At 48.4% G+C, this 16,563-nt stretch carries 16 protein-coding genes; 9 read left to right on the top strand and 7 right to left on the bottom strand.

All coding sequences use genetic code 11. The features are described from left to right. Window positions 1-125: 125 nt before the first annotated feature. Together pyk and AQUSIP_RS00820 are read right to left on the bottom strand one after the other, a co-directional pair. On the bottom strand, window positions 126-1,586 hold the full coding sequence (pyk, locus tag AQUSIP_RS00815; protein ID WP_114834277.1) for a pyruvate kinase: 1,461 nt from the start codon (window positions 1,584-1,586) through the stop codon (window positions 126-128). Beyond that, entirely contained in the window at window positions 1,583-2,776 is a 1,194-nt protein-coding gene (locus tag AQUSIP_RS00820) for a phosphoglycerate kinase (protein WP_114834276.1), read from the bottom strand. Before AQUSIP_RS00820 ends, pyk begins: the two co-directional genes overlap by 4 nt. A 393-nt stretch (window positions 2,777-3,169) precedes the next feature. On the opposite strand from AQUSIP_RS00820, the gene nhaA reads away from it, so the two are divergent. From nhaA to waaC, 6 genes are read left to right on the top strand one after another with little or no spacing between them, the layout of a single operon-like run. Continuing rightward, window positions 3,170-4,297 (top strand): Na+/H+ antiporter NhaA, encoded by a 1,128-nt coding sequence (gene nhaA / locus AQUSIP_RS00825; protein WP_114834275.1) that lies wholly within the window; start codon window positions 3,170-3,172, stop codon window positions 4,295-4,297. Between the two features lie 41 nt (window positions 4,298-4,338). Then, complete coding sequence (locus AQUSIP_RS00830; RefSeq protein ID WP_232058608.1) at window positions 4,339-5,064, top strand: CDP-alcohol phosphatidyltransferase family protein; 726 nt, start codon at window positions 4,339-4,341, stop codon at window positions 5,062-5,064. Then, complete coding sequence (locus AQUSIP_RS00835; RefSeq protein ID WP_170131789.1) at window positions 5,061-5,999, top strand: NAD-dependent epimerase/dehydratase family protein; 939 nt, start codon at window positions 5,061-5,063, stop codon at window positions 5,997-5,999. Before AQUSIP_RS00830 ends, AQUSIP_RS00835 begins: the two co-directional genes overlap by 4 nt. A gap of 59 nt (window positions 6,000-6,058) precedes the next feature. Beyond that, entirely contained in the window at window positions 6,059-6,274 is a 216-nt protein-coding gene (locus tag AQUSIP_RS00840) for a zinc-finger domain-containing protein (RefSeq protein WP_114834272.1), read from the top strand. A gap of 24 nt (window positions 6,275-6,298) precedes the next feature. Continuing rightward, a complete protein-coding gene (gene waaF / locus AQUSIP_RS00845; protein ID WP_114834271.1) occupies window positions 6,299-7,315 on the top strand; it encodes a lipopolysaccharide heptosyltransferase II in 1,017 nt (338 codons plus the stop codon). Between the two features lies 1 nt (window position 7,316). After that, window positions 7,317-8,336 (top strand): lipopolysaccharide heptosyltransferase I, encoded by a 1,020-nt coding sequence (waaC, locus tag AQUSIP_RS00850; protein WP_114834270.1) that lies wholly within the window; start codon window positions 7,317-7,319, stop codon window positions 8,334-8,336. Between the two features lie 190 nt (window positions 8,337-8,526). Here waaC and AQUSIP_RS00855 read toward each other — a convergent pair whose 3' ends face one another. Then, window positions 8,527-9,360: an OmpA family protein gene (locus AQUSIP_RS00855; protein WP_147277483.1), complete on the bottom strand. Its 834-nt coding sequence runs from the start codon at window positions 9,358-9,360 to the stop codon at window positions 8,527-8,529. A 196-nt stretch (window positions 9,361-9,556) separates the two neighbouring features. Between AQUSIP_RS00855 and AQUSIP_RS00860 the strand changes: the two genes are divergently transcribed. Further along, window positions 9,557-11,281 carry an ABC transporter ATP-binding protein/permease gene (locus AQUSIP_RS00860; RefSeq protein ID WP_170131788.1) on the top strand — a complete coding sequence of 575 codons (1,725 nt, stop codon included), beginning with the start codon at window positions 9,557-9,559 and terminating at the stop codon, window positions 11,279-11,281. 32 nt (window positions 11,282-11,313) lie between these two features. Here AQUSIP_RS00860 and mutM read toward each other — a convergent pair whose 3' ends face one another. After that, window positions 11,314-12,129, bottom strand: a complete 816-nt coding sequence (gene mutM / locus AQUSIP_RS00865; protein ID WP_114834267.1) for a bifunctional DNA-formamidopyrimidine glycosylase/DNA-(apurinic or apyrimidinic site) lyase — start codon at window positions 12,127-12,129, stop codon at window positions 11,314-11,316. Window positions 12,130-12,202: 73 nt separating this feature from the next. Between mutM and AQUSIP_RS00870 the strand changes: the two genes are divergently transcribed. Continuing rightward, a complete protein-coding gene (locus AQUSIP_RS00870; RefSeq protein WP_114834266.1) occupies window positions 12,203-13,384 on the top strand; it encodes a DesA family fatty acid desaturase in 1,182 nt (393 codons plus the stop codon). A gap of 401 nt (window positions 13,385-13,785) precedes the next feature. On the opposite strand, the gene rpmG is transcribed toward AQUSIP_RS00870, so the two are convergent. The 3 genes from rpmG to radC form a co-directional block, all read right to left on the bottom strand. After that, the gene (gene rpmG / locus AQUSIP_RS00875) at window positions 13,786-13,980 is read right to left on the bottom strand and encodes a 50S ribosomal protein L33 (RefSeq protein ID WP_114834265.1); all 195 of its coding nucleotides are present in this window, start codon (window positions 13,978-13,980) and stop codon (window positions 13,786-13,788) included. A 22-nt stretch (window positions 13,981-14,002) separates the two neighbouring features. Further along, window positions 14,003-14,242 (bottom strand): 50S ribosomal protein L28, encoded by a 240-nt coding sequence (gene rpmB, locus AQUSIP_RS00880; protein ID WP_114834264.1) that lies wholly within the window; start codon window positions 14,240-14,242, stop codon window positions 14,003-14,005. A 93-nt stretch (window positions 14,243-14,335) separates the two neighbouring features. After that, window positions 14,336-15,010 carry a RadC family protein gene (radC, locus tag AQUSIP_RS00885; RefSeq protein ID WP_114834263.1) on the bottom strand — a complete coding sequence of 225 codons (675 nt, stop codon included), beginning with the start codon at window positions 15,008-15,010 and terminating at the stop codon, window positions 14,336-14,338. 290 nt (window positions 15,011-15,300) lie between these two features. On the opposite strand from radC, the gene coaBC reads away from it, so the two are divergent. Next, window positions 15,301-16,512, top strand: coding sequence for a bifunctional phosphopantothenoylcysteine decarboxylase/phosphopantothenate--cysteine ligase CoaBC (coaBC, locus tag AQUSIP_RS00890; RefSeq protein WP_114834262.1), 1,212 nt, complete (start codon window positions 15,301-15,303; stop codon window positions 16,510-16,512). Window positions 16,513-16,563 lie beyond the last annotated feature (51 nt).

The raw sequence follows: 16,563 nt of genomic DNA on the forward strand, positions 1-16,563 counted from the left end.
TAGGTAGCCTTTACAGCAATGATAGTGATGGAAGGGTTGTAATGACGGGGAAGAAAGGTATCAACGGTAAGGGAAAAAGACCCGCAAAAGCAGGTCTCCTCGATCATTTATACTCGAGCGGCTTGTTACAATGTTACACCCGAATAATTCGGTAAATCCCCAACGGTGACGATTTTAAGTGAATTGGTGCGCCCATGTACGCCAATCAAATCACCTTTGGTAATGATGACCAGGTCGCCATTTTTGAGAATGCCGCGTTTTTGCAGTTCCTGTGTGGCCGCCTGGTTGAGAACACGTCGATCAATATGTGTTGCGTCAAAGGGGATAGGGTAGACGCCACGGTAAAGTGTCATTCGCCGCAATGTAGCATCATGCCGGCTTAATCCATAAACAGGAATAGTTGAGTTAACGCGTGACATCAACAAAGCTGTCGTGCCTGATTCGGTAAGCGCGATAATGGCTTTAATATCCAGATGATTGGCCGTGTACATGGTGGCCATTGCAATCGCTTCATCCACGTGTCTGAATTGCTTGTCTTTCGCTTGCCGCGTGAGTTTAAAATTACGGTGCTTTTCTGCGCTTAAACAGATGCGGTCCATGGCGGCAACGGCTTTGTCCGGGTAGTGACCCACTGCGGTTTCGCCGGAGAGCATGACAGCATCGGTACCATCCAGTACGGCGTTAGCGACGTCAGAGACTTCGGCACGTGTAGGAATAGTGCTGGTAATCATGGATTCCAGCATTTGTGTAGCCGTAATAACGGGTTTATTGAAAATACGCGCTATCTTGATAATTTTCTTCTGTACGGCCGGGAGCTCAGCATCACCAATCTCAACGCCCAAGTCACCGCGGGCGATCATGACTGCGTCTGCGGTCTGGACAATATCTTCAATGTTGGCGATGGCTTCAGAGCGTTCAATTTTTGCAATGATGCCGGGATTGCCACCCGCTGCTTTTAATAAAATACGAGCTTCTTTAATATCATCCGCGTTACGTGGAAAAGACACGGCGATATAGTCTGCCTGAAGACGAATCGCTTCTTTGATATCAATACGATCTTTTTCAGTCAGGGCAGCGGCTGAAAGTCCGCCACCTAAACGGTTGATGCCTTTATTATTCGATAATTCACCGCCAACAATGACTTGGCAATGAACTTGAGTGGGTTCGGTTTTTATTACTTTGAAGACAAGTCGGCCATCATCCAGCAGTAAGGTATCGCCAGAACGGACATCACGCGGTAAATTTTCATAACCCAGGTAAACAGCTTGCTCATCTCCAGCGTTTTCGTCCATCCGGGTATCGAGGGTAAAATCCTGTCCCTCTTGCAGCGTTACCTTCTTATGCTTGAAACGGCCAATGCGAATTTTAGGGCCCTGCAAATCTACCAGAATAGCCACGGTTCGCTCATGGCGTGCAGCAATGTCGCGCACACTGTTAATCCTTGCCTCATGCAAGCTGATATCACCGTGCGAGAAATTGGCGCGAAATATGACAGCACCAGAAAGAATGACACGCTCCAAGATCATGGGGTCGTCCAAAGACGGCCCCAATGTTACAACGATTTTAGTACGACGAAGATGGTTCATGCGACCTTTTCATTTTTAGTGTTACGTAACTCCAGCGCTTCAATAACAGGCAATTTTTTTCCTTCAAGAAAGGCAAGAAATGCACCGCCGCCCGTGGAGATGTAATCTATTTTTGATGCGATACGATATTTTTCAATTGCCGCCAGTGTATCACCACCGCCTGCCACTTTAAATGCTTTACTTTCAGCGATGGCTTTGGCGATAGCCTGTGTGCCCTTGGAAAACTCCTCAATCTCAAAGGCACCAATAGGGCCATTCCACAGGATGGTTTTGGCTTTTTTGATGATACTGACGAAGTTTTTGATCGTATCCGGTCCGATATCGAAAATTTTCTCATTATCGTCAATTTGCGAAACCAGACGCACATAGCTTTCGGTTCCTTCCGCAAACCTTTCGGCCACCACGACATCGATAGGTACGGGGATTTCTGCGCCACGTTCCTTTGCTTCCAGTGTGAGGCGTTCTGCTTCGTCAATCAAGTCAGGCTCGTAGAGTGATTTGCCCACCGTGTAGCCTTCAGCAGCCAAAAACGTATTGGCAATGCCGCCGCCAATAATAAGCGAATCGACTTTTTTGACCAGAAAGTCCAGCAGCGCCAGTTTGGTGGATACTTTAGAACCGCCCACAATAGCAACCACAGGATGCGCGGGCTTTTCCAAAATTTTGCTAAGCGCTTCAAGTTCTGAGAAAAACAACGGACCCAGGCAGGCTTCTTTGGCATATTTGATAATGCCATGGGTGGAAGATTCAATACGGTGGGAGGTGGCAAACGCATCCATCACAAAAATGTCGCACAAAGACGCCATTTTTTTTGCCAGTTCTACATTATTATCCGTCTCACCATGATTAAATCGCACGTTTTCAAGTAACACAACCGAAGCGTCACCCATATCGAAACCGTCTATCCAGTGCTGGATCAACGGGACTTCCATTTTCAATAGCTTGGACAACTGCCTCGCAATAGGAGCAAGCGAGAAATTTTCTTCATAAACACCCTCTGTCGGCCGGCCAAGATGCGACATCAGGATGACCTGGCCGCCTGCTTTGAGTGCTTGTTTAATAGTAGGAATCGCAGCGCGAATACGAAGATCGCTTGTGATTTCACCATTCTTGAGAGGAACGTTAAAATCTTCTCGAATTAAGACCCGCTTTCCTTTCAGATCAAAATCCGACATCTTTGGAATAGGCATTTACTGCTCCTTAAAGTAACACAGATAGTTGCTGAATTTATTGCATAATAGGCAGAAAAACAATACTGTTGGAAGAGACTTAGAAGGAATCGAGCCGTCCTTACTCGTTGCGCGGGGCTAAGCTTGCAACCAGAAGGCGGTCAAAAAGCCAGACTGCAGCCAATACTTTGTATGATAAAGAATGATCCATTTAATAAAAAATTTTTATTAAACAAGAAGATGTATTATTGCCGTTCGTGCTGAGGAGTGTGCGAAGCACGCGTCTCGAAGCATGAACAGCATGCGATCAACGCCCTTTGAGACGCGACACGTTGTGCCGCTCCTCGAGGCGAACGGTGACGGATTAACCGAATATTCATCTGCTGGAAAGGCATTTTGAATTTGTAGGCAAAGATGCGTTTTTTACTGAAGCAATTTCTACAACTTGAATCATCAAGCGGCATTATTCTCCTCATCGCGGCGCTTGTCGCCCTTCTTTGGGCTAACTCGCCGCTTGCTCCCTTTCACAAACAATTTATCGAAGCCTTTTTGTTTCTCATCAATGAAGGATTGATGGCGATCTTTTTTTTGCTGGTGGGGCTTGAGTTAAAGCGCAGCTATCTGGAAGATGAAATGTCCCAGTTTTCGCAGGTCCTGTTGCCGGCGTTCGCGGCAGTGGGGGGCATGCTCATCCCGGCATTGATTTATTGGGGCGTGAATTATGGCGATCGCGTCACAATGAAAGGCTGGGCGACGCCGGTCGCAACTGACATTGCTTTTGCGCTGGGCGTGCTTTCATTGTTTGGGCGACGCGTGCCGGATGCGCTCAAATTATTTTTAATGGCGCTTGCGATTTTCGATGATATAGGCGCCATTGTCATCATTGCTTTTTTTTACTCGCATAAATTGTCTTATCTGTGGCTGTTTCAATCGGCAGTACTCGTGGGCGTACTTTATCTTTTTAATGTCGTGACTATCCGCTCACTCATTCCCTATCTACTCGTCGGCGCATGGTTGTGGTTATGCCTGCTTAAATCGGGTGTGCACCCTACGGTCGCTGGTGTGCTGTTAGCGCTCGCGATCCCGGAAGATGGACCGCGATATTCTCCTTTGCGTCGCCTGGAAAATGCGCTGCATCCCTGGGTTGCCTACCTTATCATGCCGCTTTTTGCGCTGGCGAATGCGGGGTTTTCATTTGATGAGTTGTCCTGGTCCAGCCTGTTAGACAAAATTGTGTTAGGCATCATGTTGGGTCTTTTTGTTGGCAAACAGTTGGGCGTATTTGGTTTTTCGTGGCTGCTCATCCGATTTCGTCTGGCTAGACTCCCTGAAAAGTCGACCTGGGCGATGTTATATGGCGTTTCCCTTCTGTGTGGGATTGGTTTTACTATGAGCCTGTTTCTTGGTACGCTTTCTTTTCAAAAAGCGAGTTATTTTTTAGCGGAGGTGCGGCTTGGCGTCGCCTTAGGGTCACTTCTGTCTGGAATTTTTGGGGCGCTCGTGTTACTTATTAGTTTTGCCCGCGAGCAACGTTCGTCATAGGAGTAGGGTCTTTGGCTGTGAACATGAAAGAGGTTAATCTGATGCGTCGTGTAATCGGTTGGCTGGTCCATGCGTTTACTGCAAGCGGCGCCTGTGTTGGGCTGCTTTCACTCCTCGCCATTTACGAGCGTAATTTATTATTAGCGCTCTGGTTAATGGGCGCTGCCATTGCAATTGATGCAGTAGATGGCATGTTTGCCCGCATGATTCGAATCAAGGAAGTGGTGCCGGAAGTCGATGGGGCGCTTCTCGACAACATTGTCGATTTCGTTAATTACACGATTGTTCCCTGCTTTTTTCTGTTGGTGACCAATCTGCTGCCAGAATATTGGCGCATTTTATGTGTCATGGTGATCACCTTTTCCTCTGCTTATCAATTTACCCAAGTGGACGCAAAAACCTCCGATCACTTTTTTAAGGGCTTTCCCAGCTACTGGAATATTGCCGTCTTTTATCTGTTTTTCTGGCAGATGAGTCCAGCGACCAATATGACTATTCTGCTTTCGCTTGCCCTGCTGAGCTTTGTGCCTATCAAGTATGTGTATCCTTCCCGGCTTGATTACCTGACTGACAATAAATATCTGCGTTTCGGGATGATTGTCATGACGACGTTATGGGGCATTGCCACCTCCGGCTTGCTATGGTTATACCCGCAATCCAATCATCTGCTTGTAGCGATCTCGGTCGGTTATATGCTGCTTTATATTGGCATCAGTTTATACCGTACGTGGATTCCATTAACTTCCTTTGTCTTTGCCCAAGAATGATCCCGCAGCGAATACTTGTCACAGGCGGCGCAGGCTTTATAGGTTCGCATACGGTTGATTTACTGCTGCAGCAGGACAGGGAAGTGGTCGTACTCGACAACCTGTTTTCCGGCAAACTGAAAAACCTGGACCTGAAACATCCCAACCTTGAATTTGTAGAAGGGGATGTGCTGGAGTATCCACTCATAGAAGATTTGCTGACTCACTGTGATGCCGTGTTGCACCTTGCCGCTATCGCCTCTGTGCCCCAATCTATTGAGAATCCTATTTATACTTTCCAGGTCAATACGCAAGGATTTTTACATGTACTAGAGGCCGTGCGTTCCTCGGGCCGACCTATTCGGCTTGTATATGCCTCGAGTGCGGCCGTGTATGGTGAGGCGCAGAGCTTGCCTTGCCGGGATGATGCGCCATTGTCAGGGATGCTTTTATCACCTTATGCCCTGCAAAAAAAACAGGATGAAGATTACGCTGATCTGTACGAGCGGCTGCACGGCGTCAAAAGTCTGGCCCTGCGCTATTTTAATGTTTACGGCGAACGCCAGGACCCTCATTCACCTTATTCCGGTGTTATTAGCCGGTTTTTGGATGCGTACCAGAATTCAGCGGAGCTGACTATTTTTGGCGACGGTCGTCAGTCGCGTGATTTTATTCATGTCAGTGATGTAGCCAGGGCGAACTGGCTTGCCTTGCAAGGGAGTCATGCAGGCGCAATCAATATCGCGACGGGTCATCCCGAGACACTTCTTAATTTGATTCAATGCCTTGAAGAAGCAGGTGGTCGACCTGCAAAACTGCGTTTTGAACCTGCACGGGCGGGCGATATCCCTTCTTCCTATGCGAGCGTAACAGAAGCTGAAATGCATATCGGCTTTACCGCGACCCTGCCATTAAAAGAAGGCATTAGCCGGCTGGTTAAACAAACTATCCCCTAAACTAGCCAAATCGGTTATCATTAGCCCACTGTTTACATTCCGTGCTGGAGAGTCATCAGATGCAAATAAAAAAGGGGAGTGATTTGGAGCCAGCGTGCTGTGCTCAACGCCATTATGAAATCACACAGGCAGACTTGCCGCTTTCCTGTCCGCCCCGAGACACGCGTGTATGGGATGCGCATCCGCGGGTTTATCTGCCTATTGAAGAAACGGGCCAATTCACGTGTCCCTATTGCGGCGCACAATATGTGCTGAAAGATTTCGTTCCTGTCTAAGTCTAAAAGTAGTTAGTTACTGTTATGCCGCAAAAGATACTCATCATAGGGCCCGCCTGGGTCGGTGACATGGTCATGGCCCAGTGTCTGTTTAAGCTTTTAAAGCAGCGTGATGCCCATGTCATCATTGATGTGCTCGCACCTGCCTGGACATTTTCCTTATTGCAACGGATGCCTGAAGTATCCCAGGCAATAGAAATGCCGCTGACCCATGGTGAATTAAACCTCAAATGTCGCCGCCAAATAGCAAAATCCCTGCGTTCGCGCGCGTATGATCAGGCGATCGTGCTGCCCAATTCATTTAAATCAGCGCTTGTTCCCTGGCTTGCCCGTATTCCAAAGCGCACAGGTTGGCGCGGTGAGTGCCGGTATGTGGTACTAAACGATATCCGCCATCTGGAAAAGAAACGTTATCCGCTTATGATTGATCAGTTTATGGCGCTGGGTTTGCCGCCTGCCGAACCGTTACCCGAGCAGCCGCCTTATCCGGAATTTGAAGTATTGCCAGCTTCCCAGGCGAGCGTGCTCGAAAAGCATAAGCCACTTTGGCGCGGCCGCCCAGTGCTTGCGTTATGTGCTGGCGCAGAATATGGGCCGTCTAAACGCTGGCCGGAAGAATATTATGCGCAGGTTGCCAATCAAAAAATGGCAGAAGGCTGGGATGTCTGGCTGCTGGGTTCCCAGAAAGACCGACCCGTGACAGAGAAAATCATGCAGCTCACAGGGAATCGATGTGACAACCTGGCGGGCAGACCTGATCTGGCGGAAACAATTGATCTGTTATCGCTGGTTTCAGGCGTAGTGACCAACGATTCAGGCTTGATGCATGTGGCGGCAGCGCTTAAAAAACCCCTCATTGCCCTGTACGGCTCAACCAGCCCGGCTTTTACGCCGCCACTGTCGCGTGACGCCACCATTTTACAGCTCAAACTCGATTGTCAGCCTTGTTTTGAGCGTATCTGTCCTCTTGATCATTACCGCTGCATGCGGGATTTAACGCCTGACCGTGTTCTTCAAGCCATGACGACGTGGGGTGGTTAGTATGCGTGTGCTGCTAATAAAAACCTCATCCATGGGTGATATCATCCACACGCTGCCCGCTTTGACTGACGCGGGCAAGGCCGTGCCTGGCATTATTTTTGATTGGTTGGTAGAAGATGCTTTTGTTGATATTCCTCGCTGGCATCCCTGCGTAGATAAAATTATTCCCGTTGCTCTGCGTCGTTGGCGCAAGGGCATTTTTTCACGCGATACACGCGCAGAATGGAAAACGCTTCGCGGCAAGCTGGATCAGCAGCGTTATGATCTTATTCTGGATGCGCAGGGGTTGGTAAAAAGTGCTTTCCTGGCTTTTTTTACCAAAGGCCTTCGTGCAGGGTTAGGCTGGCGCTCAGCGCGCGAAAAGCTAGCATCGCTTGCTTATCAGCGTAAATGTACCGTGAATTTTCATCAGCATGCGATTGTGCGCATGCGCAGCCTGTTTGCACAAGCTTTAGGCTATCACGTGCCTGAGACACTGCCTGAATTTAATCTTGACCGTCAACAGTTTCAGCAGCCGTCTCAGCCGGAAAACTATCTGGTTTTTTTGCATGGTACGACATGGGTAACGAAACAGTGGCCGGAAAAATATTGGATTGAGCTGGGTGAATTAGCGGCAGCCGCAGGTTTTCGCATAAAAATGAGCGGTGGCAATGCGCTTGAAATGGAAAGAGCGGAACGCATGGCTAAACAGTGTGCGGCGATTGAAGTCATACCCTATCTTGGCATTGCCGGCATGGCAGCATTGCTTGCCAATGCAAAAGGAGCGGTGTCGGTGGATACGGGTTTTGGTCATCTGGCAGCCGCGCTGGATGTGCCAACGGTTTCTCTTTATGGGCCAACGAATCCTGCTTTTACGGGGGCATTAGGCCGCACGTCCATTCATCTTGCTACACCATTTTCTTGCGCTCCCTGCTTAAGCCGCACCTGCAGCTACAAAACACCTTCCAGCGTGACACCCGCCTGCTTTGGCACCCTGCCGCCTCAGCGGGTATGGGAAGCGATGCAAGGCTTGATTGGTTAATTACTTTAGCTGGACGTTGGCCATTTTTGTCAAATGATGCTGATTCTACAGAATGGCTGTCATCTTGGGCACAGCGCATTACTGTCCGGTAAATTTCTGCTTTCGTCGTCGTCCCGCGGACAAGCCGCGGGACGACGACGAAAGCAGGATTTCCAAATGCACAATAGGAAATCCTTATCGATGATCGATCTCATCCCCTCTCATTTTTATAATCCACAATAGCGTCAGGCTGATAACTGTCGTCCGTCAGATCAGTATCTTTTTGGGTTTTTTCGATGCAATCATCCATCGTTTCTCTTGCCTCAGTATCATCGAGTGCGCCCATGTTGCGCATGGCGAGATGGCGCCGGTCCAGATGTAAATCGCAATAAGTTGGAAAGGAAGTTATCTGAATGCGGCTGTTTTTGCGGATACTGTCATTGGTATAGGTGTTGGCAATGGGGAAGTAATTACCATAGCCCACGTAGTTGAGTGTGCGCAGGTCCGTTTCAGCTCCTTTAAAATTATTGATGCCTGCATTCCAGAGATAGGAAGCAACTTTTCTGGCGCGTGCCTCTGATAACCTGCGTTCCCAACGCGGACGTGAAAAACCGCTGGTGTTGCCCGAGATAATAATATTGTTGTTGGGATAACGTTGCAGTACCGTTGCGGCACTGTCGAGAATAGGCCCTGCCTGCGGCAGAAATTCTGCTGAATTAGGCTCAAATAATTTATCGCTGGGAATATTAATACCGACAAAGTCGCCGACTTTATAGACTTGTCCACCCGATTGAATCACACCGCCTGCATCATAACGGAGCGTCGTCATGTAGTAACCCAGCGCACCACCGCCCAGACCGCCCACTGTCATGAGCGTTTTGGAGCCGCCAAGGACGGCAATACTTCCTGCGCCTACGCCAGCACCCGCTGCTGCGCCGACGGGACTGCCAGTGGTGTGATTGTTGGAAATAAACGGGTTATAAGAACAACCCGATAGGAAAAATAACATCAACACCAACCTAAGAACGTTTGCTTCCCTTTTCATGGCAACTTCCAAAATGAGATTTTTACGATTATAGCGTGATCAGGCAGTTAAAAAAATGATGATTGCAGTGTTTGGCGGCATAGCAATCAAATTTTGTCGGAAAGCAATATCGATTATTAAAAAGAAGATCATAGAAATAGTCTTTTTAATTAAGTACTATGAATTGAGGAGTCTTTTCACTTTCAAGGTGAAATGCATGAAGCAATTCCTGAAACCGCGTCACTATACGGCCTGGCAGCTAATTAAATTATATTGGCAGTCAGACCAGCGTTCGCATGCTTATTTTGTTTTCACGATCGTCATGATCATGACGATTTTTCTGGTTGGTTTTGACGTTGCCTTCAGTTATTGGGCCAATTATTTTTATAATGCCCTTCAGGCTTATAATATCCGCGAAACGGTTTATTGGCTTATTGTGTTTTGCGTATTGGCGGCGCTTTATATTATTCTCGCTGTCTATCGTTATTATATTTCCCAGCTTTTTGCATTGCGCTGGCGACGCTGGCTCACAGACCAGTTTGTCAATCGCTGGCTAGAGAAGCGCGACTATTATTATCTCGAAACCTTTGATGAACGCACAGATAACCCCGATCAGCGTATTCAGGAAGACGTGGGGGCGCTGGTGACGGCATCGATTTCCCTATCGATGGGTTTGATCAGCTCCATTACCACCTTTTTTGCGTTTATTTATGTGTTATGGGAATTATCTGGCGAGATTCGTTTGCCTCTGGGCCCGCTGGGCACATTACATATACCCGGTTATCTGGTATGGGTTGCGATTGTGTATGCATTAATGGGCACGTATTTTGCTTTCAAAATTGGTTACCCGCTCATCGGACTCAACTTTGAGCAGCAGCGTCGTGAGGCCACATTTCGCTTTGCCGCGATAGATTTACGGTCGCATGCAGAACATGTCGCGCTTTACCGGGGTGAAGCGCATCAGAAAAGCATTTTGGATCGTCTGTTTGGTCGTGTGCTTGAGAATTGGTTTTTTATTATATTGCGACAGAAAAAATTGCTCTGGTTTACTTCCAGTTATAACCAGGTGGCCGTTTTACTGCCGCTTTTGGTCGCGCTGCCCAATTATTTTAACAAGGTTTTTTTATTGGGCGGCCTGATGCAAAGTCTGCGTGCTTTCAGTAGCATTCAGGAAGCCTCCTCCTTTTTTGTCAATGCATATACACAAATTGCTGAATGGCGTGCAGTGGCACGACGTTTAACCACTTTTCTGGATCATCTGCAGGAAATTGATGAAAGCGTAACGCGACAGAAAAAATTAGTGTTTGAGAAAAAACCAGAAAACAAAATCATTTCAAAGCAGGTTACCATTACAACGCCTCAAGGCGCGACCTTGTTAAAAAATATCAATGAAATATTCACGCATGGCAATCATTACTTGATTAAAGGTGTCTCAGGTATCGGAAAAAGTACCTTTATTCGTGCCGTGGCAGGCATATGGCCTTTTGCTGCAGGGGAAATAGTCTTGCCGTTGGAACAAAAGCTGATGTATTTACCGCAAAAACCGTATATGCCGATAGGAACACTGGCAGACGCCATTTTATTTCCTGACCGACAACATAACCCTGATCTGGAAAAAAAGCTGGAACAGGTACTAAAGGATTGCAAGTTGGAAAACCTGATTCCCCGCCTGAACGAAACCGCGTCCTGGTCTGAACAATTGTCTCCGGGTGAGCAGCAGCGCGTGGCGTTTGCACGCGTCCTGTTGCACCAGCCGGACTGGATTTTTCTTGATGAAAGCACGTCCATGCTGGATTTGCAGAATGAAGAATATCTTTATCAACTTTTACGCTCGCGCTTGCCACATTGTTCACTGGTAAGCGTGGGTCATCGTCCCAGCCTGGATGCTTTTCATGATCACATTATTAATATGGCAAAGTATAGCTATCAGCCAGCTGGCTAAACCCACCGAGCAGGCGGAATGATAGAGGATGCTTATTTTTGACATCGCGGGCAAAAAACGGTACTACGCTGGGCAAGACGCAATAACCGTAAGGTAGAAGCGCAGCGCAAGCAGGGTTCACCGTCGCGTCCATAGACTTGTAACTCTACGCTGAAATAGCCGGGTGAACCGGAGGGGCGGGTGAAATCTTTGAGAGTGGTGCCGCCCTTCTTGATGGCTTTTTTTAGTACCGATTGAATGGCCGCGGCGAGTGCCTGATAGTTTGTTCGTGTCAGGCTCCCCGCGGATCGCTCGGGGTGGATACCAGCGTCAAAGAGTGCTTCCGTAGCATAAATATTGCCTACGCCTGCCACAATACGGCTATCCATGATATAAGATTTGATGGCTATTTTTTTATTTTGCGCCTGCTCGTATAGGTAGTCTCCATTAAAAGCACCTGTCAGCGGTTCGGGACCGATATGGCAAAGCAGGGCATGATGCTCAGGCGGCTCAGGTGTCCACAGAACGGCACCAAAGCGGCGCGGGTCAGTTAGACGCAGACATTTTTGATTTTCAAAACAGATATCAAGATGATCATGCTTTTGCGCGGTCGCGGTGCATGGCAGAATGTGCAGGCGGCCAGACATCCCAAGGTGCAGAATCAATGTGCCGTGATCAAAGCCAAATAACAGGTACTTTCCCCGTCTGACTATATTTTGAACAATGCTTCCCTGCAGTTTGGCCTTAAGACGAGGTGGCAGAGGCCAGCGCAACTGCTTGTGGCGCACCACTACTTCCGTTACCTTCTGGTGAATAATATGGGGCTTTATCCCTCTCAGGGTGGTTTCAACTTCAGGCAATTCGGGCATTGCTATTATTTTCCTCGTCGGAATGGTTAGGTGTGGTATTATAGGGCAAATTTCATAAGAGGAGAGGGCCATCATTATGTTTGGCTTAATACAGTTACCGTGGTGGGGATATGTTGTTGTACTGATGGTATTAACGCAGCTTACCATTTTTTCAGTGACACTTTATTTACATCGCTGCCAGGCACACCGTGCGCTGGAGCTGCATCCGATCGTGAGCCATTTTTTCCGTTTCTGGCTGTGGCTGACAACCGGCATGGTCACAAAAGAGTGGACCGCTATCCATCGTAAGCATCATGCCAAGGTGGAAACGGATGAAGATCCGCATAGCCCTATTGCAAAAGGAATCAAAAAGGTCTTCTTTGAAGGCGCTGAACTTTATCGTGAAGAAGCCAAGAACAAGGAAACCATGGAGAGATATGGTGAAGGTACGCCGGATGACTGGATTGAGCGCCATCTTTACACCCGTCATAGCGCACTCGGCATTTCGATTATGCTGGGGGTGAACCTGCTTCTGTTTGGCACAATCGGCATTACTATCTGGGCCCTGCAAATGGCTTGGATTCCCTTCTTTGCTGCCGGTGTTGTTAATGGTATTGGCCATTATTGGGGCTATCGCAATTTTGAATGCAAAGATGCTTCACGCAATATTATTCCACTGGGTATTTTTATTGGCGGTGAAGAATTGCATAACAATCATCACGCCTATGCAACTTCCGCGAAATTCTCCTCCAAGTGGTGGGAAATGGATATAGGCTGGTGGGTGATTCGCTTGCTGCAGTTTTTCCGCCTGGCAAGTCCCAAGCGTGTGCTGCCAAAGCTTAAGGAACTGCCCAGCAAAAACTATATTGATACGGATACCTTGAAAGCGGTCATTACCTATCGCTTCCAGGTGCTCGCTCGTTATACGCGGGAAGTAATTTTGCCGGCGCTGCGGGAAGAAAAAAAACGCGCCAGCAAAACGAGCCGTCTTTTGCTTGATCGTGCGCAGACCTCGCTGGTTCGTGATGTTTCCTTTATGAAAGCATCCCAAAAAATGCGTTTGGCGAATGTGCTGGAAAATTTTCACTCTCTACAGATTGTTTACCAATTTCGCATTCGATTACAGGATATCTGGAGCAAAAGTACCGCCAGCCAGAAAGAGCTATTGGAAGCTTTACAGGAATGGTGCCAGCAGGCTGAAGAAACAGGCATCGAAGCTTTACGCCGGTTCTCGAGCCGTCTGAAAACCTACGTTCCGCAGGAAACAGCAAGATAAAGATATGCCCCGGGCTTTTTGAAGCCCGGGTCTTTTGTCATCCATCCCCGCACAGGCGCACCGGTAATGTATATCGGGGCCAACAAACAAAATGCTCAATAATGCTGTCATCCTGAGCGCAGCGGCTGTCATCCTGAGCGCAGCGAAGGATCTCCTTTTGTACATCGGGAGATCCTTCGCTGCGCTCAGGATGACAGCCGCTGCGCTCGCAACGACAGGTGCAGTTTCATCAGCGAAATAGGCAACCTTTACAGCAAGACAAGGAGCATGCAACAGTGTCGACTTGCTCGCCGGCGAGCGAAATTTGCAGCGGGTTTAAGGAGCCGAAAAAGAAAAAAGCCCACTTCGACTATGCGAAGACGGGCTCATCAAGACATCCAAATTTAAAGAGAGGTGATGTTTTAAATCTTGGTTTCTTCAAACAACACATGCATACCGCTTTTGCCGGTGGCTGTGTTGTAAGCACGTGGATCATAGTGCTTCATTTTCAACTTTTCAGTAGTTTTCTTTTTATTTTTGGTTGTGGTACGGAAGGTACCTGTTGGTTTGCCTTCTTTGGTTTTACCGGTGGAAAGCATTTTGATTTTATCGCGCATGAGATATTACCTGTATTCTTTCTTAGCCAGCGATTTGGTCGCGTAATTTCATGTCATTCAGAACCGCTTCGATACCATACTTATCAATGATCCGTATGCCGCGTGTACTGACACGGATGCGTACAAAACGCTTCTCGCTTTCTAACCAGAAACGTTTATATTGCAAATTTGGCAAGTAGCGACGTTTGGTTTTGTTGTTGGCGTGAGAAACGTTATTTCCCACCATTGGGCCTTTGCCCGTAACTGGACATTTTTTAGCCATATCTTGCTCTCTATACTGATCTTAAAATTGTCTAAATACCTTTTATACAAGGGTGCAACTTATACCAGAAAGTCGCGGCGAGAGCAATAAGGCTTATAGTAATCCCGCTTCAGCAAAGGAAAAATGAGCTGAGTGGCCGATGATAATATGATCGACCAGATGGATATCCACCAGAGCGAGCGCCTGGCGTATGACCAAGGTTACTTCCTTATCCGCCGTACTGGGACGGGGAAGGCCAGAGGGGTGATTGTGGGCAAGAATAGCCTTGCAGGCATTATGTGCAAGGCCTCGTCGGACGATTTCACGCGGATAGACAGCTGCTTCATTGACGGTGCCGTGGAACAGTTCCTCAAAAGAGAGCAGCCTGAAATGGTTATCCATGTAGAGACAGGCAAAGACTTCATTTGCGTAATCTCGCAGGCGATCTGCCAGAAAGCATTGCACCGCGCGGCTATTATTCAAGACTTCACCAATGGAAAGGGCCTCGCCCAGATAACGTTTGCCCAGTTCCGCTGCGGCTTTGAGCGCTGCATATTTTGCCCGGCCCAAACCTTGTTTTTGGGTCAGAAGGGCAGCTTGGGTGCGAAGGAGCTTTTTCAGGCCGCCGTATTCGGTCAATATTTCTTTAGCGAGATCCAATGCTGTTTTGCCGCGTGTGCCGGTTTTGATAAAGATGGCGATAAGTTCGGCATCAGTCAGGGCTTCAGCACCGTGGGCAAGCAGTTTTTCCCGGGGACGGTCCTCATGCGGCCAGTCGGTGATTCGCATGGCATTTTTTCTCCTATTCAGATTTCAACGAAGTTGAAAATAGTGGTGTTCAGGAATTTCTTTTGGGCGGGTCTAACGTGATCGCATGTTATGTACCAGAGGCGATCCTTTTGAAAGGACTGCACCTGATGCGAAAAAGAATCGTTATGGGAAGAAGAATAATCGCAGCTACATTATTTGTGAGTATAATAACAACCACATCGAAAAAGAAGCTCCGTGAAGCGCACTTAACGATAGTCCTGCTGCAGACAGGCGGCGAGCGCTCTTACTAAATTAGCCAGAGGCATAAAATGACATTATTTCTCGCAAACAAACACATCCTGCTGGGGGTGACTGGCAGTATCGCCGCCTATAAAAGCGCTGAACTCGTCAGACGCCTGCGGGAAGCGGGAGCAATAGTACGTGTGGCAATGACAGAGAATGCTAAACGGTTTATTACACCGCTGACCATGCAGGCTGTTTCAGGCTACCCGGTGCATGATGATCTCTTTGATGTACACGCAGAAGCCGCGATGGGGCACATTGAACTGGCTCGTTGGGCGGATTTGATTCTGGTTGCGCCAGCCACCGCTGATTTCATGACACGTCTTGCCCATGGCCATGCTGATGATCTGCTGACGACTCTGTGCCTCGCGACCAAGGCGCCACTTGCCGTCGCTCCCGCCATGAATCAGGGTATGTGGAAGCATGCGCTGACACAGACAAACAGGCAGGTTCTGCTAGATAAAGGTGTCCATATTATCGGCCCGGGCGAAGGAAATCAGGCCTGCGGTGACGTGGGGCCAGGCCGTATGACCGAACCCGCCGAAATTGTGGAAAAGGTAAATGCGATTTTCTCATCCGGCCTATTGGCAGGTCTAAAAATAATAGTCACCGCGGGGCCGACGCATGAAGCCATTGATCCCGTGCGCTTTATGACAAATGGCAGCTCGGGAAAGATGGGGTACGCCCTTGCGGAAGCTGCGAGCGAAGCGGGCGCAGACGTGACACTGGTTAGCGGTCCGGTAAATATCCCGAAGCCCTCCCATCTGGAGAAGCTGGATGTGGTCACTGCTCAGGAAATGTACGAAACGGTAATGAGAAAAGTTGCTGAATATGATATCTTTTTAGCCGTTGCGGCGGTGAGCGATTATCGTTGCGAGACGATTGCGCCCCAAAAGATTCATAAAGAGGAAGGCCCGGTTCAGCTTACCCTGACTCGCAATCCAGACATTGTCGCAAGCGTGGGGCAGTTAGCGCGCAAGCCGTTTATCGTGGGCTTTGCGGCAGAAACAGAAGATGTAATCGCGCAGGCAAAAGCAAAAAGGCTGCGCAAGAAGATGGACATGATTATTGCTAATCAGGTAGGCAGTGGAGCTGGGATGGGTGCGGATGAGAATGCCGTTACCCTCATTAGTGCAGAGAATGAAATCAGCCTGCCGCTGATGCCGAAGCGGAAATTGGCCAGGCAGTTAATCAAGCTTATAGCAGAAGCATTCAACAAAGCGGAGCGGCGTCAATGATAGTGAGGCAGCGATCCGAGATAAAACTTATCGAACAAGAGGGAAGGTGAT

The organism is Aquicella lusitana, from assembly GCF_902459475.1.
GTDB lineage: Bacteria > Pseudomonadota > Gammaproteobacteria > DSM-16500 > DSM-16500 > Aquicella > Aquicella lusitana.

Coding starts and splice junctions, on each gene's coding strand:
- rpmG (WP_114834265.1), bottom strand. CDS start 13,980: ATGCGCGATAAAATCAAAATGCTTTCCACCGGTAAAACCAAAGAAGGC.
- waaC (WP_114834270.1), top strand. CDS start 7,317: ATGCGTGTGCTGCTAATAAAAACCTCATCCATGGGTGATATCATCCAC.
- nhaA (WP_114834275.1), top strand. CDS start 3,170: ATGCGTTTTTTACTGAAGCAATTTCTACAACTTGAATCATCAAGCGGC.
- pyk (WP_114834277.1), bottom strand. CDS start 1,586: ATGAACCATCTTCGTCGTACTAAAATCGTTGTAACATTGGGGCCGTCT.
- AQUSIP_RS00830 (WP_232058608.1), top strand. CDS start 4,339: ATGCGTCGTGTAATCGGTTGGCTGGTCCATGCGTTTACTGCAAGCGGC.
- rpmB (WP_114834264.1), bottom strand. CDS start 14,242: ATGGCTAAAAAATGTCCAGTTACGGGCAAAGGCCCAATGGTGGGAAAT.
- AQUSIP_RS00820 (WP_114834276.1), bottom strand. CDS start 2,776: ATGCCTATTCCAAAGATGTCGGATTTTGATCTGAAAGGAAAGCGGGTC.
- AQUSIP_RS00860 (WP_170131788.1), top strand. CDS start 9,557: ATGAAGCAATTCCTGAAACCGCGTCACTATACGGCCTGGCAGCTAATT.
- AQUSIP_RS00835 (WP_170131789.1), top strand. CDS start 5,061: ATGATCCCGCAGCGAATACTTGTCACAGGCGGCGCAGGCTTTATAGGT.
- AQUSIP_RS00840 (WP_114834272.1), top strand. CDS start 6,059: ATGCAAATAAAAAAGGGGAGTGATTTGGAGCCAGCGTGCTGTGCTCAA.
- mutM (WP_114834267.1), bottom strand. CDS start 12,129: ATGCCCGAATTGCCTGAAGTTGAAACCACCCTGAGAGGGATAAAGCCC.
- coaBC (WP_114834262.1), top strand. CDS start 15,301: ATGACATTATTTCTCGCAAACAAACACATCCTGCTGGGGGTGACTGGC.
- radC (WP_114834263.1), bottom strand. CDS start 15,010: ATGCGAATCACCGACTGGCCGCATGAGGACCGTCCCCGGGAAAAACTG.
- AQUSIP_RS00855 (WP_147277483.1), bottom strand. CDS start 9,360: ATGAAAAGGGAAGCAAACGTTCTTAGGTTGGTGTTGATGTTATTTTTC.
- waaF (WP_114834271.1), top strand. CDS start 6,299: ATGCCGCAAAAGATACTCATCATAGGGCCCGCCTGGGTCGGTGACATG.